At 50.4% G+C, this 20,157-nt stretch carries 16 protein-coding genes; 10 read left to right on the top strand and 6 right to left on the bottom strand.

The window, feature by feature from the left end:
* Window positions 1–21: 21 nt before the first annotated feature.
* On the bottom strand, window positions 22–2,187 hold the full coding sequence (fhuA, locus tag DSM2777_RS07550; protein WP_418009397.1) for a ferrichrome porin FhuA: 2,166 nt from the start codon (window positions 2,185–2,187) through the stop codon (window positions 22–24).
* A 765-nt stretch (window positions 2,188–2,952) separates the two neighbouring features.
* Between fhuA and ompC the strand changes: the two genes are divergently transcribed.
* Entirely contained in the window at window positions 2,953–4,089 is a 1,137-nt protein-coding gene (gene ompC / locus DSM2777_RS07545; RefSeq protein ID WP_061553583.1) for a porin OmpC, read from the top strand.
* Window positions 4,090–4,270: 181 nt separating this feature from the next.
* Here the strand turns inward: ompC and mrcB are convergent, their stop codons facing one another.
* Both mrcB and hrpB read right to left on the bottom strand, forming a co-directional pair.
* Window positions 4,271–6,835: a bifunctional glycosyl transferase/transpeptidase gene (mrcB, locus tag DSM2777_RS07540; RefSeq protein ID WP_061553582.1), complete on the bottom strand. Its 2,565-nt coding sequence runs from the start codon at window positions 6,833–6,835 to the stop codon at window positions 4,271–4,273.
* Between the two features lie 106 nt (window positions 6,836–6,941).
* Window positions 6,942–9,380 (bottom strand): ATP-dependent helicase HrpB, encoded by a 2,439-nt coding sequence (gene hrpB, locus DSM2777_RS07535; protein WP_061553581.1) that lies wholly within the window; start codon window positions 9,378–9,380, stop codon window positions 6,942–6,944.
* 91 nt (window positions 9,381–9,471) lie between these two features.
* On the opposite strand from hrpB, the gene thpR reads away from it, so the two are divergent.
* The 9 genes from thpR to panD all read left to right on the top strand — a co-directional run bounded on the left by thpR (window position 9,472) and on the right by panD (window position 16,946).
* Window positions 9,472–10,032, top strand: a complete 561-nt coding sequence (thpR, locus tag DSM2777_RS07530; RefSeq protein ID WP_061553580.1) for an RNA 2',3'-cyclic phosphodiesterase — start codon at window positions 9,472–9,474, stop codon at window positions 10,030–10,032.
* Between the two features lie 56 nt (window positions 10,033–10,088).
* On the top strand, window positions 10,089–10,796 hold the full coding sequence (sfsA, locus tag DSM2777_RS07525) for a DNA/RNA nuclease SfsA (RefSeq protein WP_061553579.1): 708 nt from the start codon (window positions 10,089–10,091) through the stop codon (window positions 10,794–10,796).
* A 192-nt stretch (window positions 10,797–10,988) separates the two neighbouring features.
* Window positions 10,989–11,444, top strand: a complete 456-nt coding sequence (gene dksA / locus DSM2777_RS07520) for an RNA polymerase-binding protein DksA (protein ID WP_046458922.1) — start codon at window positions 10,989–10,991, stop codon at window positions 11,442–11,444.
* A 151-nt stretch (window positions 11,445–11,595) separates the two neighbouring features.
* Entirely contained in the window at window positions 11,596–12,471 is an 876-nt protein-coding gene (gene gluQRS / locus DSM2777_RS07515; protein ID WP_061553578.1) for a tRNA glutamyl-Q(34) synthetase GluQRS, read from the top strand.
* Between the two features lie 151 nt (window positions 12,472–12,622).
* Window positions 12,623–14,017, top strand: a complete 1,395-nt coding sequence (pcnB, locus tag DSM2777_RS07510; protein ID WP_211271123.1) for a polynucleotide adenylyltransferase PcnB — start codon at window positions 12,623–12,625, stop codon at window positions 14,015–14,017.
* Window positions 14,014–14,493 (top strand): 2-amino-4-hydroxy-6-hydroxymethyldihydropteridine diphosphokinase, encoded by a 480-nt coding sequence (gene folK / locus DSM2777_RS07505; RefSeq protein WP_061553576.1) that lies wholly within the window; start codon window positions 14,014–14,016, stop codon window positions 14,491–14,493. The genes pcnB and folK overlap by 4 nt, the downstream gene beginning before the upstream one ends.
* 221 nt (window positions 14,494–14,714) lie before the next feature.
* Window positions 14,715–15,509, top strand: a complete 795-nt coding sequence (gene panB / locus DSM2777_RS07500; RefSeq protein ID WP_061553575.1) for a 3-methyl-2-oxobutanoate hydroxymethyltransferase — start codon at window positions 14,715–14,717, stop codon at window positions 15,507–15,509.
* 68 nt (window positions 15,510–15,577) lie between these two features.
* Window positions 15,578–16,438, top strand: coding sequence for a pantoate--beta-alanine ligase (panC, locus tag DSM2777_RS07495; protein WP_061553574.1), 861 nt, complete (start codon window positions 15,578–15,580; stop codon window positions 16,436–16,438).
* Window positions 16,439–16,565: 127 nt separating this feature from the next.
* The gene (panD, locus tag DSM2777_RS07490) at window positions 16,566–16,946 is read left to right on the top strand and encodes an aspartate 1-decarboxylase (RefSeq protein ID WP_008814566.1); all 381 of its coding nucleotides are present in this window, start codon (window positions 16,566–16,568) and stop codon (window positions 16,944–16,946) included.
* A gap of 150 nt (window positions 16,947–17,096) precedes the next feature.
* Here the strand turns inward: panD and DSM2777_RS07485 are convergent, their stop codons facing one another.
* The 3 genes from DSM2777_RS07485 to agaF form a co-directional block, all read right to left on the bottom strand.
* Window positions 17,097–18,416: a polysaccharide deacetylase family protein gene (locus tag DSM2777_RS07485; RefSeq protein ID WP_061553573.1), complete on the bottom strand. Its 1,320-nt coding sequence runs from the start codon at window positions 18,414–18,416 to the stop codon at window positions 17,097–17,099.
* Window positions 18,417–18,840: 424 nt separating this feature from the next.
* Entirely contained in the window at window positions 18,841–19,695 is an 855-nt protein-coding gene (locus DSM2777_RS07480) for a tagatose bisphosphate family class II aldolase (RefSeq protein WP_025800280.1), read from the bottom strand.
* Between the two features lie 12 nt (window positions 19,696–19,707).
* A complete protein-coding gene (gene agaF / locus DSM2777_RS07475; protein WP_061553572.1) occupies window positions 19,708–20,151 on the bottom strand; it encodes a PTS galactosamine/N-acetylgalactosamine transporter subunit IIA in 444 nt (147 codons plus the stop codon).
* Window positions 20,152–20,157 lie beyond the last annotated feature (6 nt).

Here is a 20,157-nt window from a genome sequence, read left to right as displayed (position 1 = left end):
CGCCCTTGAGTGTATATCTTACTAGAAGCGGAAGGTCGCCGTTGCCACAATCTGACGCTCTGCGCCCCAGAAGCAACCATAGGTATCGAAGCAGCTGGCCACGTATTCGCGATCCAGCAGGTTATTCACGTTAACCGCAATGCTAGAACCCGGCAGATTGAAGCGCGCCAGATCATATTTGATCACCGCATCCATCACCGCTGCGCTGCCCACTTTGAAGGTATTCGCTGGATCGCCGTAGCTTGAACCAATGAATCGACCGCCTGTACCCAGCGTTAAACCACTTAAAGCACCTTCGTTAAAGGTGTAATCACCCCACAGGGAAGCCATATGTTTTGGCACCTGAACCGGTGTATTGCCCTTTAAGTTGGTATCTTTGGTGTATTCTGCCTCTGTATAGGTGTAAGACGCCGTCATGTTGATATTGGCATTAACGGCAGCTTTTGCTTCAAATTCAAAACCACGTGAGCGAATTTCACCCGCTGGGATTTGATTCAACGCATTCGTTGGATCAGCCATCAAATTGTCAGTTTTGGTTAACTGATAAACTGCGCCAGTGACCACAATCGGCATATCTTTCGGCACATATTTCACACCGGCTTCGTACTGCTCACCTTTCGACGGCGCATAGGCTACACGAGGTGTGCTGTAGAGGCTAAAGGCATTCGGCTCGAAAGATTGACTATAGCTGAAATACGGTGAAATACCGTTGTCGAACAAATAGTTCACACCACCACGCCAGGTAAACTGCTGATCTTTACGCTCAATGTAACCATTATCGCTGCGAACAGTCGTAGCCTGAGTAGACCAGTCATAACGACCGCCCAAGGTCAGAACCCATTTGTTCCACTCGGCCTGATCCTGAACATAAAGCCCGGTTTGCTTACTTTCGTTCATCTGATAAGGAACCGCGCTACCGAAATCAACATCGGTACGATCGGGTAAATTATCCAGGTCCAGTGAAGGTGCATTACCAAACAGTGCGCTGATGTCATTACGCATACGCATGTAATCAACACCGGTTAACAGGGTATGATCCACGTCGCCAGTCGCAAACTTACTCTGTAACTGAGTATCGACGCTAAAGTTCTGTAAACGCTCATGATCAACTACCGTACCGCGTCCCAAGTAATGGGCCTTATCAGCATCAGAGAGCGACTGACAATACGCGTTAAAACCATTCATGCTGTTATTACACAGCCCGGTACCGTATGCGCTTTTCTGAGCCGTTTTCATCTCAGAGAAACGCAGGTTCTGGCGCACTGTGAAGGTGTCATTGAAACTATGGTCAAAACTATAGCCGACCATTTTCTGGTTGCGGGAATAAGTGTTGTTGGCTGCGCCTTCATTGAAGCTAGTTGGTAGACGACCACCGTTTGGCAATGGCTCTACGGTTCCTTCTTTCGGCAACCAGCCGTAGTAGCCGGTTTCTGGCTCGTTCTGGAAATATGACAAGAACGTGAAGTTAGTTTGCTCGCTCGGACGCCAAGAGAACGTTGGGGCAATTGCATAACGTTTCTGCTTGGCACCGTCCTGCTGTTCGTTATTAGAACGCGCCATACCGGTTAAACGGTATGAGAACTCTCCGTTATCATCCAACGCATCGCTGAAATCAAAACCCGTTTGGAACAGATTATCTGTCCCCATTTTAAACTGCACTTCTTTCAACGGTTCTGTCGTCGGACGCTTGCTGACCATAGAGATGATCCCGCCAGGATTGCTTTTGCCATAAAGCACTGACGTTGGCCCACGCATGAGTTCGACACGCTCAAGCATATAAGGATCAATGACGGCGTCGTTATAGAAGTCGCCCTGCAACTTCAAACCGTTCAAATAGTTATTCTGGTTCAAACCAACCGAAGAGAAACCACGAATGATGGCGAAGTCATAGGTGCTGGAGGCACCGCGACTGTTAACCGTTACGCCAGGCGTATAGCCCAGAGCCTCTTTGACCGATTTCGGCTGGCGGATTTGCATTTCTTCATAGGTTACAACCGAGACAGACTGTGGCGTCTTCTCAATTGGCGTATCAGTTTTCGTTGCCGTTGCGCTGCGCTTGGCAGCAATCGTTGGCGCAGGCCCCCATGCACTCTCTTGCTGAACGCCGCCGCCGGCGGTAACAACCAGCGTGTCATCATTTTGAGTTTTTTGAGCTGTATCAGCAGCATTGGCGAAAGAGGCCCACATCCCCAAGCTGGCAGCGATAGAAACTGCAACCTTGGTTCGTGAATATTTGAACGATGGTAAAGTCATGTTGGTTTCTCTGGCGAAAGACAAATAATAAAGCAAACGAGAATGATTATTATAAAGATCGCATTTTATGCGTAACTAAATGTAAAGTTCAAGCGAAATTAATCCTTATAAGAACCAAGGGAACAAAAAATAGCCTTTATTTTTATAAGGCTTAAATCAATAGGTTTTAACTATCTAAAAATGGGATTAAATCATGAGGTAAATATGAATGAGACGTATTTCATGGTTATGCGATTGTTATATTTGGTTTGCATAAATGGTTTAATTAAAATCATACAAACAATGGATTTAAAAACGCGGCACAGGTGTCATATTTTATTAATCAAAAATGATTAACCATAACGCTATTTTTCATCTCAAAAAGCTAGGTAGCATCTACGCTACGACATAGTTTCCCCATTCTTACTTAAATTAAACGAAACACTTAATTAAGCATTTTTTAGGTAAGTGAAAATTAATATATTATTAAATAACACACTCCAATCACTTATTGAAAAGTATAAATACTGGCGAATCATAACCTGCCAATATTGTAATTTATTATATTCCTACGCCTCGTCACAAAATTAATTATTTATTTTATGAACCATATTGTATTTTAATAACCACTCACATTATCCTGCTGATGTTTTAAAAAGGAATCCTTATTAAATATAGGGAATAAGAATAATACAAAAGCGTCAATTCAAGGAAATGATAATGAAGCGTAAAATTCTCGCGGTGGTAATTCCTTCTTTATTAATGGCAGGTATGGCACATGCATCAGAGATTTATAATAAAGATGGTAATAAATTAGACTTGGAAGCTAAAGTCGATGCTCGCCATCAGTTCTCTGATGCTAGCAGCCAAGATGGTGATGAAACCTACTTACGTGTTGGTTTCAGAGGCGAAACCCAAATCAACGATCAACTGACCGGTTTTGGCCAGTGGGAATATAACGTTCAAGCTCAAACCACCGAGTCTGAAGGCGTTGGTAGCAATGGCAATGCCACCCGTTTAGCTTTTGCAGGTTTGAAATACGGTGACTTTGGTTCGTTTGATTACGGTCGTAACTATGGCGTTGTGTACGACGTTGAAGCGTGGACCGATATGCTGCCAGACTTCGGTGGCGATAGCTACACTCAAACTGACGTGTTCATGAATACCCGCGCCAATAACCTTGCCACCTACCGTAACACCAACTTCTTCGGTCTGGTTGATGGCCTGAACTTTGCTCTGCAATATCAAAGCGCTAACGACAATGGTGGAGCCGAAGGTAATAACGGCACCAACAATGGCGATCGTAAAATTGCAACTCAAAACGGCGATGGCTTTGGTTTCTCTACCACTTATGACACCGGTATGGGTCTGAACTTTGGTGCGTCTTATGCGGCCTCCAATCGTACCTATGACCAAGAGCATCGTTCATTGGCAGGTGGTAATACCGCCGATGTTTGGACTTTGGGTGCAAAATATGACGCAAACAATGTTTATCTAGCCGTCATGTATGCCCAAACTCAGAATATGACCGCATTCGGTGATACTGACGGGTACATTGCCAACAAAACACAAAACGTTGAAGTCACGGCTCAATACCAGTTTGATTTCGGCCTGCGCCCATCTCTGGGCTATGTCTATTCTAAAGGTAAAGATCTTGACTATAGCGCTGGCGGCAAGCATTACGACAACGAAGATTTAGTCAATTACATTGATGTTGGTACTTATTTCTACTTCAATAAAAACATGTCTACCTACGTTGACTATAAAATCAACTTGCTGAACGACAATAATTTCAGCCGTTCAGCTGGCCTCATGACCGACGACGTCATCGGCGTTGGTTTGGTATACCAGTTCTAATTTAGCTTAATCATTGTTTAAATGAATATCGCGGGTGACTCAGGCCACCCGTTTTTATTTGTCTATTAAATGATCGTCAAGCGGATTTAATACTCTATTCGCCACCTTGCTTATTATTCATTATTCATCTAATAAAAAAGGCCTCTTAGCTAGAGGCCTTTTCGTTCACGCAAGAATATTATTAGTTACTGCCAAACATATCCTTAATCCAACCGGCTACACCATCGCTGCTTTGTTGTTGCTGCTGCGCGGGCTGCTGCCCTTCGGTTTGCGGCTGCTGAGTCTGAGCGGCGGGTTGCTGTGCAGCAGATGCGGCACATAGTCCTTCTGGATTTTCCGTCCATACGGGAATGCTACGTGAACCACCGCCGTTGCACACAAAGTTGCCTGACTCATCAATATTCATCGTGGTAATCCCTTCCGGTGGCACCAAGTTCAGCGGCAACGGAGTCTGGTTTTCCAGATAGCGACGATAGAGCGTCAGAGCACCGTTTGCACCGGTTAGCTTAGCGGGGCCATTGTTGTCACGTCCAACCCATGCAATGGCCACTTCTTTGCCATCAACGCCGGCAAACCAGCTATCACGCAGATCGTTAGTGGTACCCGTTTTCGCAGCCAGATGGTAATTGCCAAATTTAGCCGTCAGAGAACGTGATGTCCCGCGTGCAACAACCTGCTGCATACCATACAGCGTCAGATAAGCCGCCTGCGGTGGCACCACGCTTTGTGCCTGCGGTAAGCTTTGATACAGCACGGTTCCGTCTTCTGCAATCACCGAGCGAACGGCTGACAGCGGCGCGCGATTACCACCACCGGCAATCGTTTGATACTCCTGCGCAACTTCCATCGGTGTGAGGCTAATTGCCCCCAGCAGCATGGATGGAACCGGATTGATTACATCTTTAGGAATACCTAAACGCTGCAATGTCGCACTGATTTGATCTAATCCTACGGCCATCCCCAGATTTACGGTTGGTACGTTCAGCGAGTTCGCCAACGCATCCACCAGCATCACCTGACCACGATACTGACGATCGTAGTTTTTCGGCTGCCATATGCTGCCATTTGGCTGCTTCAGCGAAAGTGGCTGATCGGCTAACCACGTATTCAGGCGATATTTATCCGGCTCGCTCAATGCGGTGAGGTAAGTCGGTGGTTTTGCTAACGAACCCACTGAACGGCGGGCATCCATTGCGCGGTTAAAACCAGCAAACTGTGGCTGAGCACCGCCCACCATGGCACGAACTTCGCCGCTAAAACGGTCGACAATCACCATGGCAGCTTCAAGATCGTTCACATGACGCGCAGCTTTCAGCGCAGGAACACCGTCTTCCACCGCTTTTTCCGCAGCGTCTTGCGACACCGGATCGAGCGTGGTGAAGATTTTCACCCCAGACAAATCGTTAATTTTGTTGCCCAGTTTTTGCTGTAGCTCTTGGCGAACCATTTGCATAAACGCAGGCTGTGGCGAGATAACGCCGCCTTTTGGCTGTACGCCGAGCGGACGAGCGCTCAGCATATCGTAAAGTTCTTGGTCGATGATCTGCTGGTTTTCCAGCAATTTCAGTACCAAATTACGACGCTCTAACGCCAGTTTTGGGTTACGCCACGGGTTATACAGCGAAGCGCCTTTAACCATGCCCACCAGCAATGCTTGCTGATCGAGGCTAAGTTCATCAACTGGACGTCCGAAGTAATAGAGGCTCGCTAACGGGAAGCCACGGATCTGATCGCTTCCGCTCTGCCCCAGATACACTTCGTTCAGATACAGCTCCAAGATGCGATCTTTGCTATAGCGATAATCAACGATCAGCGCCATGTACGCCTCGTTGATCTTACGCCACAGCGAACGCTCGTTGGATAAGAAGAGGTTTTTAACCAGCTGTTGCGTCAGCGTACTACCGCCCTGCACTGCGCGTCCGGCGGTGAGGTTAGCCACTACGGCACGGCCAATCGAATAGAAACTAATCCCATCATGCTGATAAAAATGACGGTCTTCGGTCGCGATCAGCGTATCCACTAACAGATCGGGGAATCCGCTACGCGGTACAAATAAACGCTGCTCACCGTTGGGAGACTGCAACATGGTGATTAAGCGCGGATCCAAGCGGAAGAAACCAAACTGGCGCTGGTTGTCCATATTTTGGATCTGGCTTAGACGATCGTTGCTGAACACCAAGCGCGCATGGATCTGCCCTTCTTTTCCGTCCGGGAAATCAAACGGGCGGCGCAGCAAATCAATGTTATTGCCATTCACCGAGAACTCACCCGGACGCGTAATGCGGCTCACCTGACGGTATTGCATACCTTCCAGCAAATTCACCATCTCTTTTTTGCTGTAGGACATACCCGGCTCGAGATCGACCATCCGGCCATAGACGGTCGCTGGCAACTGCCAGACTTTCCCATCGATACGGCCACGGATCTGCTGATCCAAATAGAAACCATAAATCGCCAGCAGCACAAAGACGATCAGCGCTAGATTGATCAGTAAACCTAACAGCTTGCGTTTACGCGATTTTTTCACTTTCTTACGCGCCACGTCGTCCTCTCTGTCTTCATCATCATAATCATCATCTTCTTCATATTCGTCATGATCATCTGCGGTATCACGGAAATCATCGCGATAATCATCGTCCTCGTCGTCATAACGGCGACGGCGATTAGGTACCGCTTTACGGGACGGTGGAGTGCCACCTTTTTTACCTTTACGTCCGATCGGCTCGCGATCGTCATCCCTAGACATTATTTAGTTCTCCGGCAGTGGCGCCTAATCTGTTCCTCACCGCCGAAAGGGGGAAGAGGAAACCTCCGAAATTGGCGCAGCGTCATGGCTGCGCCGTAGGAATTTCTTACTGATAGCGTTTCGTTCGACGCGTCGGCAGCGCATTTCCTGGGTCGTCCGGCCATGCATGCTTTGGATAACGCCCTTTCATCTCTTTTTGCACTTCACGATATGAGCCCTGCCAAAATGCGGCCAAATCACGAGTAATTTGCAGCGGGCGATGGGCTGGCGATAGCAATTCCAATACCAACGCCACTCGCCCCTCGGCGATTTTAGGGCTGTGCTGCTTACCAAAGACCTCTTGCAAGCGCACGGCTAATACCGGCGGTTTATCGCTAAAATACTGTAGCGGTAAACGCGATCCTGTCGGCACAGTGTAATGAGTCGGCAACGCACTATCTAGACGCTGTCGCATCGACCAATCCATTAAGCTCAACAGCGCATCGGTCAGATTGATATTCTGTAAACCGCGCAGATCGCGCACGCCGTCTAGCGCAGGCAGTAGCCAGCTCTCTAATGAATCCAGCAGACTATCATCATCTACCGCAGGCCAGTTAACTTCTGGTAGCCATTGCGCTGCACACTGTAACCGCAAACGCAGCTGCTTGGCAGAGTCGCTCCAATTCAAAGCACTAACGCCCTGATTGCGAACCCAATTTAGTAACGCCAGCGACAGCTCCTCGACCGATGGTTTGGCCAGCGGCTGTGCCTTAATCACCAAACGTCCTAGCTGCTGGCGTTTCCATGCGCGGAGCGTACCTTTCGCTTCATCCCACTCCACGCTGGTTTGCTCGCTGATCAGGTGCGGCAGGCGGGCGGCTAAAAGATCAATATCACAAGGCAACGCCAGCAAAATACGCGCTTCGCTGTTATTCACGCCCTGCAAAAGCGTTGCCGCAATCAGCCATGGAGTACGGGCAAGCGCATCATCAGCTTCCATTGCCGCACCCAGACCATTCGCCAACAAATAGCGCCCATCTTGCCCACGTAGATTAGCAATACGATCGGGAAAGGCATGAGCGAGCCAAAATGCGGCATCATCGGGCTCTACGCGGCCCCGACCGTTCCCCAAACGCTTCGTCAGCTGATTTGCACGGCGTTGCCAATGGCTCTGCGGATGATAAAGTGCATTGCGCAGATCGACGCCGCCGTTACGCGGTGGCTCTTCAATGATAGCGGCCAGCAGCGCCGCCGTCGCAAGCGCATCCTCACCGGCGCTTTGCGCGGCACAGAGCATTGCCGCCAAACGCGGATCGCTACCGGCATCGCCCATAGCACGACCGGTTGGCGTTAAGCCGCCCTGTTCATTAATCGCCCCGAGCTGAAATAACAGCCGCTGCGCGGCAGAGATCGCCGCAGGCGATGGCGTATCCAGCCATTTTAGCTGAGCAACATCGTGGCATCCCCACTGCAAAAGGTTCAGCCACAGGCTGCTCAGATCGCTATGAAGAATTTCAGCTTCGCTATATTCAGCGGTACGTTCGGCCTGTTCTGCCGCCATTAAATGCCAACAGATCCCCGGCTCTAAGCGCCCTGCGCGCCCAGCACGCTGCGTCATAGATGCCTGACTGGCTCTTTGCGTGACCAGCTTAGTGAGCCCGCTGCGCACATCGAATTGGCTAACACGCTCAAGCGTGCTGTCGATAACTAAACGAATGCCGTCGATGGTTAAACTCGTTTCCGCAATATTGGTGGCCAGCACCACTTTGCGCCGCCCTGCCGGTGATGGATCAATGGCCTTCTGTTGCTCAGCCAGCGGCAATGCGCCATAAAGCGGGCAAATGTCGGTATCGGCATCCACACGCTGCTCAAGCAGTTCGGCCGTGCGCTTGATCTCGCCCACGCCGGGTAAAAATAGCAGCAGCGAGCCTGACTCTTGGCGTAACAAATTCAGCGCCGCGTTTGAAGCGCTGTGATCCAGCCGTTCATGCGCTGACACAGGCATGTAATTGCGCACCACAGGGAAGCTGCGGCCTTCGGAGCGGATCACCGGCGCGTCGGGCAGTAAATGAGTCAAACGCGCGTCGTCCAGCGTAGCAGACATAATCAGCAACCGCAGATCGTCACGCAATCCATCCTGCACATCCAACAACAGCGCTAACGCTAAATCAGCCTGCAAGCTGCGTTCATGGAACTCATCGAGAATGACCAGCGATACGCCTGATAGCTCGGGATCTTGCTGAAGCATACGGGTCAAAATACCTTCGGTAACCACTTCCAGCCGCGTTTGCGCACTGACTTTGGTTTCGGCACGCATGCGGTAGCCCACGGTTTGCCCCACATTTTCACCCAGCTGCTGCGCTAAGCGATGCGCCACGCTACGCGCCGCCAACCGGCGAGGCTCAAGCATAATGATTTTACCGTTCAGCCAATCAGCCTTGAGCAATTGCAACGGTAGCCAAGTTGACTTACCCGCACCGGTGGGTGCATTCAATAGCACCTGAGCTGAAGATTGCAGCGCGGCCAGTAATGATTCAAGAACCGCAGCAACAGGAAGTAAAGACACGAAGGCTCCAAACTAATTAGGATTAAATGCTTTAACATCGACTAGACGGCATTGTAGCATTCAGCGGTGAAACTAAGAGAAACCAGAAAGCATGTCTGATACCCGCCGCCTATTTTTTGCCTTACCGATACCGCCCAAAACCCAACGAGCGTTGGTTAAATGGCGTGCAGATCAGTTTTCTGCCGAAGCGGGACGCCCTATCGCCGCCGCCAATCTGCACATCACCTTGGCATTTTTGGGTGACATCAGCGAACAGAAATCTCAGGCCCTGCAAAATATGGCTGCGCGGATTAAACAACCGGCTTTTAGCCTTGATCTCGACGACGCGGGCCATTGGCCGGGCGCGGGCGTTGTCTGGCTGGGCACCCGCCGCGCGCCTCGGGGGCTGCTGCAATTGGCCGAGCTTTTACGCTCACAGGCAGCCCGCAGTGGCTGTTATCAAAGCCCCTTACCGTTTCACCCCCATGTCACGCTGCTACGCGGGGCGACGAAAGCCGTAGTACTCCCGCCATCAGGGTTTCATTGGCCGATTGATTTTGAATATTTCGCGCTCTACTCGTCGGAGTTCCGCCGTGGCCGAACGCGCTACGAGCAAATTGCCGCTTGGCCGCTCATTACGCCGAAAAAACCGGCAGAAAACGCGGAACACTAAATTTTCAGAATAATCTCGACATATATATAGAAAGAAAAAAAACATAGAGAGAACTTATGATTTTTTCCCCTTCGCTACAATCAGCGCGCTTGCTTCAACGCTACAAACGCTTTTTAGCCGATGTTCGTCTTAATGACGGCACTGAAATGACGATGCACTGTGCCAATACCGGAGCAATGACAGGATGTGCAACACCGGGGGATATGGTTTGGTATTCCACGTCAGACAATCCAAAACGAAAATATGCGCATTCTTGGGAGCTTACTCAGACTCAGCAAAATCATTGGATTTGTGTAAATACCATGCGTGCCAATACGTTAGTGCAGGAAGCCATTGAGGCTGGGCACATCAAAGAATTATCTGGTTACACAAAACTACGCACCGAGGTGCGCTACGGTGAAGAAAATAGCCGTATCGACTTGTTATTACAGGCAGAAAATCAACCTGACTGCTATATTGAGGTGAAGTCTGTGACCCTGCTAGAACAGGATTGTGGTTACTTTCCTGATGCTGTTACGCTACGCGGGCAAAAGCACCTTCGGGAGCTGGCGCTGCAGGTACAAAACGGACAACGCGCAGTACTGTTTTTTGCCGTACTGCATACCGGTATTACGAAGGTTGCGCCAGCACAACATATTGACCCGCAATACGCGGAATTACTGGCGCAAGCCTGTGCGCTTGGCGTAGAAGTTATATGCTATGGTGCACAGATTAACGCGGAAGGAATGGAGCTAAACATCCCGTTGCCGTTTGGGTTGTCCTGAGCCCGCTATTTCGTCTTCTGTTGAAAAAAACGACAAAAAACGCAGAGCAGCTCGCCAAATACGCCGTCCTTCACACCATTGTCAAGCATTATGCAGGAATAATTGCCAACGTTAACGGCATCTGCTATTTATAGCGGCCTGATTTTTCCCCCATTTGGGGATCGCTAATGCGTGTTATGTAGGAGAAGCAACATGCAAGAAGGGCAAAACCGTAAACCGTCGTCCTTAAGCATTCTCGCCATCGCTGGGGTGGAGCCGTACCAAGAGAAGCCAGGCGAAGAGTACATGAATGAAGCCCAGCTGGCTCATTTCAAACTGATTCTTGAAGCGTGGCGCAACCAGCTCCGTGACGAAGTTGACCGCACTGTGTCCCATATGCAGGACGAGGCGTCGAACTTCCCGGACCCGGTAGACCGTGCGGCACAGGAAGAAGAATTCAGCTTAGAACTGCGCAACCGCGATCGTGAGCGCAAACTGATTAAAAAGATCGAAAAAACTCTGAAGAAAGTCGAAGACGACGATTTCGGCTTCTGTGAGTCTTGCGGTGTTGAGATCGGTATTCGTCGCTTAGAAGCGCGCCCAACGGCCGATCTTTGCATCGACTGTAAAACTCTGGCTGAAATCCGCGAAAAGCAGATGGCCGGCTAATCTGGGATATTAAGATCCTGCAACGCCCTACACGGGCGTTGATAGTTTCACTAACCCAGCCTCACCACGGCGTTAATGCAGGAAGCCAACACCGTGGTGAATTCTTCCCGTACTGCGGCATGACGCCGACGTAACGAAATTCATCAAACCCATGCCAGCACATCATTATATTGGCCGCTTTGCCCCTTCTCCATCCGGTGATTTACACTTTGGTTCACTTATCGCCGCTCTCGGTAGTTATTTACAAGCTCGCTCACAGCAAGGTCGTTGGCTAGTTCGCATCGAAGATATCGATCCGCCTCGCGAAGTTCCCGGAGCCGCCAGCCGTATTTTACGCACGCTTGAACACTATCAACTGCACTGGGATGGCAGCGTGCTGTATCAATCGCACCGTCATGATGCCTACCGCGCCGCGCTCGACTCCCTGCGCCATGAGCACAAAGCCTATTTCTGCACCTGCACCCGCAGCCGTATTCATTCCCTCGGTGGATTTTACGATGGTCACTGCCGCGCTCTGCATCTGGGGCCTGAGCACGCCGCGCTGCGCTTACAGCAAACCGAGCCGGTGTATGGATTTGAAGACGCGCTCCATGGCTGGCTAGCCGCTGACCGCGCCATGGCTGAGGAAGATTTTATTATTCACCGACGCGATGGCCTGTTTGCCTATAATCTGGCCGTGGTGGTGGACGATCATTTTCAGGGCATTACTGAAATTGTGCGCGGTGCCGATCTTATTGAACCAACGGTGCGTCAAATGGCGCTGTATCAGCAATTGGGTTGGCAGGCACCGCGCTATCTGCACTTGCCTTTGGCGCTGAACCACGATGGAAACAAGCTGTCGAAGCAGAATCACGCCGAACCTATTCCGATGAGCGATCCTCGCCCTGTGCTCATTTCTGCACTCGGCTTTTTGGGGCAGACAGTACCGGAGAGCTGGGAAGATTTAACGACCGAAGCGCTGCTAGAATATGCAGTAGCCCATTGGGACGTGCAGCAAATACCCAAAAACTCACGATTAATGCCGTGAATTTATCAGCGGCATTCTCAAAATGCCCTGCTTAGGCTATGATGACCCGCTATTTTTTCTGCATATACTCATCAGACCTCAAGTTGCTGGCATTAGCTAGGGCTTGAATGATTCAGAGCATACGACTAACAAGACACTATCGAGGTGCACCATTTTTACCCGAGTCGCCAACTTTTGCCGTAAGGTTTTAAGCCGAGAGGCGGAGAGCGCACAAGCGGAGGAGTCACGTTCAATGACGGTGATCCCGCGCGATCAACATAACATTTCGCGCCAACAAATCAGTGAGAACGCCCTCAAGGTTCTCTATCGCCTGAACAAATCAGGATACGAAGCGTATCTGGTTGGTGGTGGCGTGCGCGATCTGCTGCTCGGTAAACAGCCTAAAGATTCTGACATCACCACCAGCGCGACGCCGGAACAAGTGCGTAAACTGTTCCGCAATTGCCGTCTCGTTGGCCGCCGCTTCCGCTTGGCCCATGTGATGTTCGGCCCTGAAATTATCGAAGTTGCCACCTTCCGTGGCCACCATGAACACGCCGGTGATGGCAAAAATATCTCCCAGCAGGCTCAGAACGGCATGCTGCTGCGCGACAACGTCTATGGCAACATCGAAGAAGATGCCCAGCGTCGCGATTTCACCATCAACAGCCTGTATTACAGTATTTCAGATTTCACGGTGCGTGATTACACCGGCGGCCTGCGCGATTTGCAGGAAGGCCGTATTCGCCTGATTGGCGATCCTGAAACTCGCTACCGCGAAGATCCTGTACGCATGCTGCGTGCGGTGCGTTTTGCTGCCAAACTGGACATGACTATTTGTCCACAAACCGGCGAACCGATCCCACGCTTAGCTTCGCTGCTGCATGAGATCCCATCCGCTCGTCTGTTTGAAGAGTCGTTGAAACTGCTGCAATCTGGCTATGGTTTCGCAACTTACACGCTGCTGTGCGAATACCAGTTGTTCCAACCGTTGTTCCCAGTGATTGCGCGCCATTTCACGCCAAACGGCGATAGCCCGATGGAACGCATCATCAATCAGGTGCTGAAAAACACCGATCATCGTTTGCAAAACGATATGCGCGTGAATCCAGCATTCCTGTTTGCGGCCATGCTGTGGTATCCGCTGATTGAGCTAGCGCAGAAAATCAATGACGAGAGCGGTCTGACCTACTACGACGCTTTTGCATTGGCGATGAACGATATTTTGGATGAACAATGCCGCACGCTGGCTATTCCAAAACGTATTACCGCATTAGTGCGTGATATTTGGTCATTGCAGCTGCGCTTATCTCGCCGTCAGGGCAAACGCGCACATAAACTGATGGAACAACCGAAGTTCCGCGCGGCCTTTGATCTGCTGGCGCTGCGCGCACAGGCAGAGAATAACAATGAGCTGCAGCGTTTGACGCAGTGGTGGGACGAGTTCCAGAAAGCGCCTCTAACACGTCAGAAGAGCATGGCAAATGAGCTGGGAGATGATGGCGTTCGTCGCCGTCCGCGTCGCCCACGTCGTCGCGCACCGCGTCGTGAAGGCAGCAGCGAATGACACGCGTCTATATAGCCTTAGGCAGCAACTTGGCTAATCCACTGCACCAGGTTCAGTCAGCGCTTAACGCGCTGGCCGAACTGCCGCAGACTAAGCTGATTGCAACCTCATCGCTATATCGCACACCGCCGCTCGGGCCTCAGGATCAGCCTGATTACCTGAATGCGGTGGTGGCATTAGACACGGATTTATCCGCTGAAAATCTGCTAGACCATACGCAAAAAATCGAGTTGGAACACGGCCGCGTGCGTAAAGATGAACGCTGGGGACCACGCACCTTAGATCTCGATATTTTGCTGTTCGGCGATGAAATAATAAATACCGAACGCTTAACGGTGCCGCATTACGACATGAAAAACCGTCAATTCATGCTATATCCGCTCGCAGAAATTGCCCCCGAATTGCATTTTCCTACCGGCGAAAGCCTGCAATCTGTCATGACTCAGCTCGGCGCTGAACCGCTCACACGGTGGTAACTGCTGTAGTTATATCAATGAAATAACTATAAATAATTACTATCTAGCATATATCCTTTCCTTTCTGTTTTACCTAATTCCCTTTCTATTTCCATGAGTTACTGACGTTTTCACCTTAATACCTTTCACGGGCAATAAGCCGATAAAGCGCTATCCCTAGGGCATAACATCTCTTAGAATGCGCTTTTGTTTCAGTCTGAATGAAGCCGTCAGGGGACACCATGAAGCCGACCAGCATCACCCATCTGTTACAGTTAAAACAACAAAAAACAAAATTCGCCACTATCACCGCTTACGATGCCAGCTTCGCCAAGCTGTTTGAAGATCAGGGCATCCGCGTCATGTTAGTGGGTGATTCACTCGGTATGACGCTACAAGGGCACAACTCCACGCTGCCTGTCTCCATTGAAGATATTGCCTACCATACGCGCGCCGTGCGCCATGGCGCGCCACACTGCCTTTTACTCGCCGATTTGCCTTTCATGACCTATGCCACGCCGGAACAAGCCTGCATAAATTCAGCCACGCTGATGCGAGCCGGTGCCAACATGGTCAAGCTGGAAGGCGGTAGCTGGCTCGTTGAAACGGTGAAAATGCTAACCGAGCGCGCCGTGCCGGTTTGTGCACACCTAGGCTTAACACCGCAGTCTGTGAATATCTTTGGCGGCTATAAAGTTCAGGGCCGCGACAAAGACGGTGCTGATAAGCTGCTCGAAGATGCGTTGGCATTGGAATCTGCCGGTGCTCAGCTGTTAGTTTTAGAATGTGTACCTGCGGCGTTGGCAAAAACCATCACCGAAGCGCTGCGCATTCCGGTTATCGGTATTGGTGCAGGTAAAGATACCGACGGCCAGATTTTAGTCATGCACGATGCCTTGGGGATCACCGGCGGACATACGCCTAAATTTGCCAAGAACTTCTTAGCGGGCCAAAGTGATATTCGTGCAGCCATTCGTCTATACATTGAAGAGGTTGAACAGGGTTTGTATCCGGCAGCGGAGCATACTTTCAACTAATCGGTCAGTCCGTGTCTAACCTCCCGTCAACGGGAGGTTAGCGTGGCTCATAAGTTTGGAGAACCACTGTGTTAATCATTGAAACAATCCCTTTGCTACGTCGTGAAATTCGCCGTTGGCGTCAGGAAGGCAAGCGCGTTGCGCTGGTGCCGACCATGGGAAATCTGCACGAAGGCCATCTCACGCTGGTTGAAGAAGCGAAAGCGCGGGCTGATATCGTCGTCGTTAGCGTATTTGTGAACCCGATGCAGTTTGATCGCCCTGATGACCTTGCGCGCTACCCGCGTACATTGCAGGAAGATTGTGAAAAATTAACGCGCCTAGGCGTGGATTTGGTCTTCGCTCCGTCTGAAAAAGAAATCTATCCGAAAGGCTTAGAACAGCAGACCTATGTCGATGTACCGTCACTCTCAACCATGCTGGAAGGCGCAAGCCGTCCGGGACATTTTCGCGGTGTCTCTACCATCGTGAGCAAACTGTTCAATCTCATCCAGCCAGATATTGCCTGTTTCGGTGAGAAAGATTTCCAGCAGTTGGCGCTGATCCGCAAAATGGTTGCCGACATCAGTTTTGATATTGATATCGTGGGCGTGCCTATCGTGCGCGGTCAGGATGGACTGGCGCTGAGCTCACGTAATGGCTACCTCACGCCTGATGAACGTCGCCTAGCCCCTCGCCTATATAACATCATGAGCCATTTGGCGACTCAGTTAGAAAACGGCGAACGCAACATCGACGAGCTGTTAGAACAAACGGCAGGACGCTTGCGGGAAGCTGGTTTGCAGCCCGATGAACTGTTCGTTCGCGACGCTGACACTCTGCTAGACGTGAATGTGGATACACAAACTGCGGTAATCTTGGTTTCTGCATGGTTAGGTAAAGCGCGTCTGATTGATAACATGCGCGTGCCGTTCAACGCCGAAAGCTAATTGTTTTGCATACAGTGGTAAACTTTTTTATTAAAATATAGTAGACCACTTAATCGGTAACCAAGAGAACTGCCGCCTCTGATTTCAGGGATGGCAGCCATCAATAGATGTTAATGAAGGTATTGTTATGGTACGCACTATGTTGCAAGGCAAACTGCACCGCGTCAAAGTGACTCAGGCAGATTTGCACTACGAAGGTTCCTGCGCCATCGATCAGGATTTTTTAGACGCAGCGGGGATCCTGCAATATGAAGCCATCGATATCTACAACGTAGATAACGGTCAGCGCTTCTCGACCTACGCGATTGCCGCCGAACGCGGTTCAAAAATTATTTCCGTCAACGGCGCTGCGGCTCGCTGTGCATGCGTCGGCGATACCATGATTATCTGTTCTTACGTACAGATGTCTGATGAACAGGCTCGCTCACACAATCCTAAAGTTGCCTATTTTGAAGGTGATAATGTGATGAAGCGCTTGGCAAAAGCCGTTCCGGTGCAGGTGGCGTAATTCTTTATTTCCCCCGCTCTCCTTGACCCCACCCTAACCCTCCCCTTTTACAGAAGAGGACATCGTTCGGTGATGTTTATGAGAATCTCGATCGGCCCCTCCCCCTGCGAAGGGGGAGGTTGGGAGGGGGTCTTTCACAATAGCAAAATATTATTTCACCGCCGCCGCGGGTACTTTAACCACTCCGGCATCCGGCTTTTCTGGCACCGGCTGTGGCTTGTTAGCAATCAATGACGCCATGCTTTGCACCGAATCAGTACGCAGCACATATAAACGCTTCAGCGCAAACGGGTTATCCCCCATTCGAACCCTTCCCTTAACCGTCGTCACCGCTAGGTGAAATCCTGCGTCACGCGCCGCGTCCATCGCCTTTTGGTTATAGCCACCAAAGGGATACGACAAATATTGAACGTGCGGATTAAACTGCGAAAGCGCCCTTCGCGAATGTTGGAAATCAAACAAAATATTATGATATGAACGGCTGAATAAAATCGGCTGCTTGTTTGCACTCACGCGATGTAAAAAGTGCGTATGCGACTGAATATCAAATACATCCTGCATCTCACGCAGCTCTGAAATGCTCGTAAACTGTAGCCCATTCGGATTCCAAGCCTGCGGATGGCGTTTGATGCGCGAAGAGATAATAAACGCCGTAGCGCGTTGCCCATTCTGTTTGAGCACCGGATAGGCATAGCGATAGACCGATTTGAGTCCATCATCAAACGTCAGCACCACCGCTTTGGCGGGTAAGTTCATGGTGCCGTTTAAGTATCCTTCCAACTGATACATGGAGAGCGTGGTATAGCCAGCCTGTTTCAAATAGGCCATTTGGTTGCTAAATGCCACGTCTGACGTCGTAGTCGACGTATGGCGAAAACGCTTATTCTCTTCATTTTTCAGGATATGATGATAAGTCAGTACCGCAATGCCGTTATCCAGCTCCGCGTCTAGCTCACTCACATAGCCAAGGCGATCGCCTAAGTTAATTTCATACCATGTCTGATTAAGACGATCCTTTTGTTTATTCAGGATCGGATAACGCAGGTTTTCCTCCAGCGTGGCGACTGGGGTACTTTGATTATCAGCTTGGCTATACACGGTCACCGAGCGACTGGTGACAAGATTTTGAAAACTTTTCTTGCGCAGATCGCCCAAGTTATCACGCGGCGCTTCCGGTTTTTTACGCTCGCTCAAGTCTTCACGCGCAATAAAGCCTGTACCGTTGCCAAAGCGAAACTCGTAATACTCAGCATCGGCCTGAAAGACGTTCAGCACCTGCCCCTGCTTAATTTGCCCAACGGGGATCACATGCTCCCCCACCAGCGAATAAATTTCACTATCACGCTCGGCTTGCATGTATTGATATTGCTGCCAGCTATCGGGCAGTAAGTCTGCAAAAGCCGTTTGCGGTATAAAAATAACATAGAGAGAGAACAGCAATCCGGCTGTTATTGATTGAAATAGCTTCATTTTTATATTTAGAAAAGTCAGGTGCCATCAGGCAAAGAAATCATTCAGGAACAACAGAATAGCATGGGTGATGGGTTAGGTGCATGGTTAAAAAATAGCACCGGTAATCGAGAGCTATGGATATAACCTATGATGAATTAAGGCAATATTCCGCCCGCCTCTCCACATTGGTTTTTTCATATAACTCTGGTGCAGGCGTACGGGTAGGGTTCGTCAGGACGCGAACCCTACACCCGCGTCCTTTTTACTGAGTCGCTTGGCCGAACGGTCTCAGAGCGCACATCCTGTGCGCCATCGACCTGCCGCCAGCATCCATGCTGGTGGCTCTATAACGAAGACGATCAGAAAAAGAAATCCCAAAGCCTCGGTTGTTTTTTAACTTAAGTCTTGGGAAAAAGATCAAACAAGACCTTAACGTTTTTGATCAAAGCTTCCCTTCACTCCCACAAATTCTAATCTTCTCCTCAACCACTTCGCGCATGGCCTGTTTACCCGGCGTGATATATTTGCGCGGATCGTTCGCATCAGGATGTTCAGTGAAGTAGCTTTTTACCGCATCCGCAAACGCGATTTTCAAATCGGTAGCAACGTTCACTTTGCAGATCCCAAGCCCTATCGCTTCACGCACCATGTGTTCTGGAATACCCGATGCGCCATGCAGAACCAGCGGTATATCAACGGCCTTGCGCACTTCGGCCAAGCGTGCGAAATCCAAATGCGGTTCACCGTGATACAAGCCGTGCGCCGAGCCGATTGCCACGGCGAGAGAATCAATGCCAGTGCGCTGAACAAACTCGCGGGCGGCGGCAGGATCGGTAAAGAAGCTATCTGCGCTGTCAACGTTCAGGTCATCTTCTTGCCCACCTAATCGTCCCAGTTCAGCTTCCACGCTCACGTCATAACGCTGGCATAGACGTACCACTTCAGCCACCGTGCGAATATTCTCTTCAAACGCAAAGTGCGAGCCATCAATCATGACCGAGCGCACGCCAGCGGTCACTTTGGCACGGATATCGTCCAGCTTTTCGTGGTGGTCTAAATGCAACGCTAGCGGCAAATCATGCAGGTGGGCGGCTTCTTGGCAAATAGACACCAGGTAATCAGTGCCTGCGTAGGTAAATGTGCCTGGAGTACCGGCTAAAATCACCGGCGATCTCAGCGCGGCCGCGGTTTCCACCACCACTTGTACAGTTTCTAAATTGTGAACGTTGAATGCGGGTACGGCGTAACCTTCGCGCTGAGCCTTTTTGAGCATTTCCCGGTTTGAAATCAGGTACATAAAATGGGCTCCTTAAATACCGTCTAAGCTGACGGAATCATTTTGTTGTTGATTACACTTTTGTTCTTCGTGCCACAGGCTAGTCACACCGCGCCGCCCGCACTCCAGCGCCATATCGCGAAACGACTGAGGGTTCATCCCTTCTCGCTCTAGCATCATCTCTGCCGCAAGCTGCATATTGGTGCCGGTAATCACTTGATAATCGGCATGCTGCTTAGCAATCATCGCGGCCTGTCGAAACGGCGAACCACCCAGCAAATCGCTCAGGATCACCACCCCTTCCCCGCTATCACAGGCCGCACAGGCTTGCTCTAACATGACCATCAGTTCAGCAGTGCTCACACCTTCAGGAAAATCCACCGCACAGCATTGCGGCTGCTCACCAACCACCTGTTCCACGCCCTGCAACAGACCGCTGGCAAAGCGGCCATGTCCGGTAATCACTAGACCTAACATCGCGCC

Source organism: Obesumbacterium proteus (assembly GCF_001586165.1).
Taxonomy (GTDB): Bacteria; Pseudomonadota; Gammaproteobacteria; order Enterobacterales; family Enterobacteriaceae; genus Hafnia; species Hafnia protea.
This window is presented reverse-complemented; position numbering and strand designations above follow the sequence as displayed.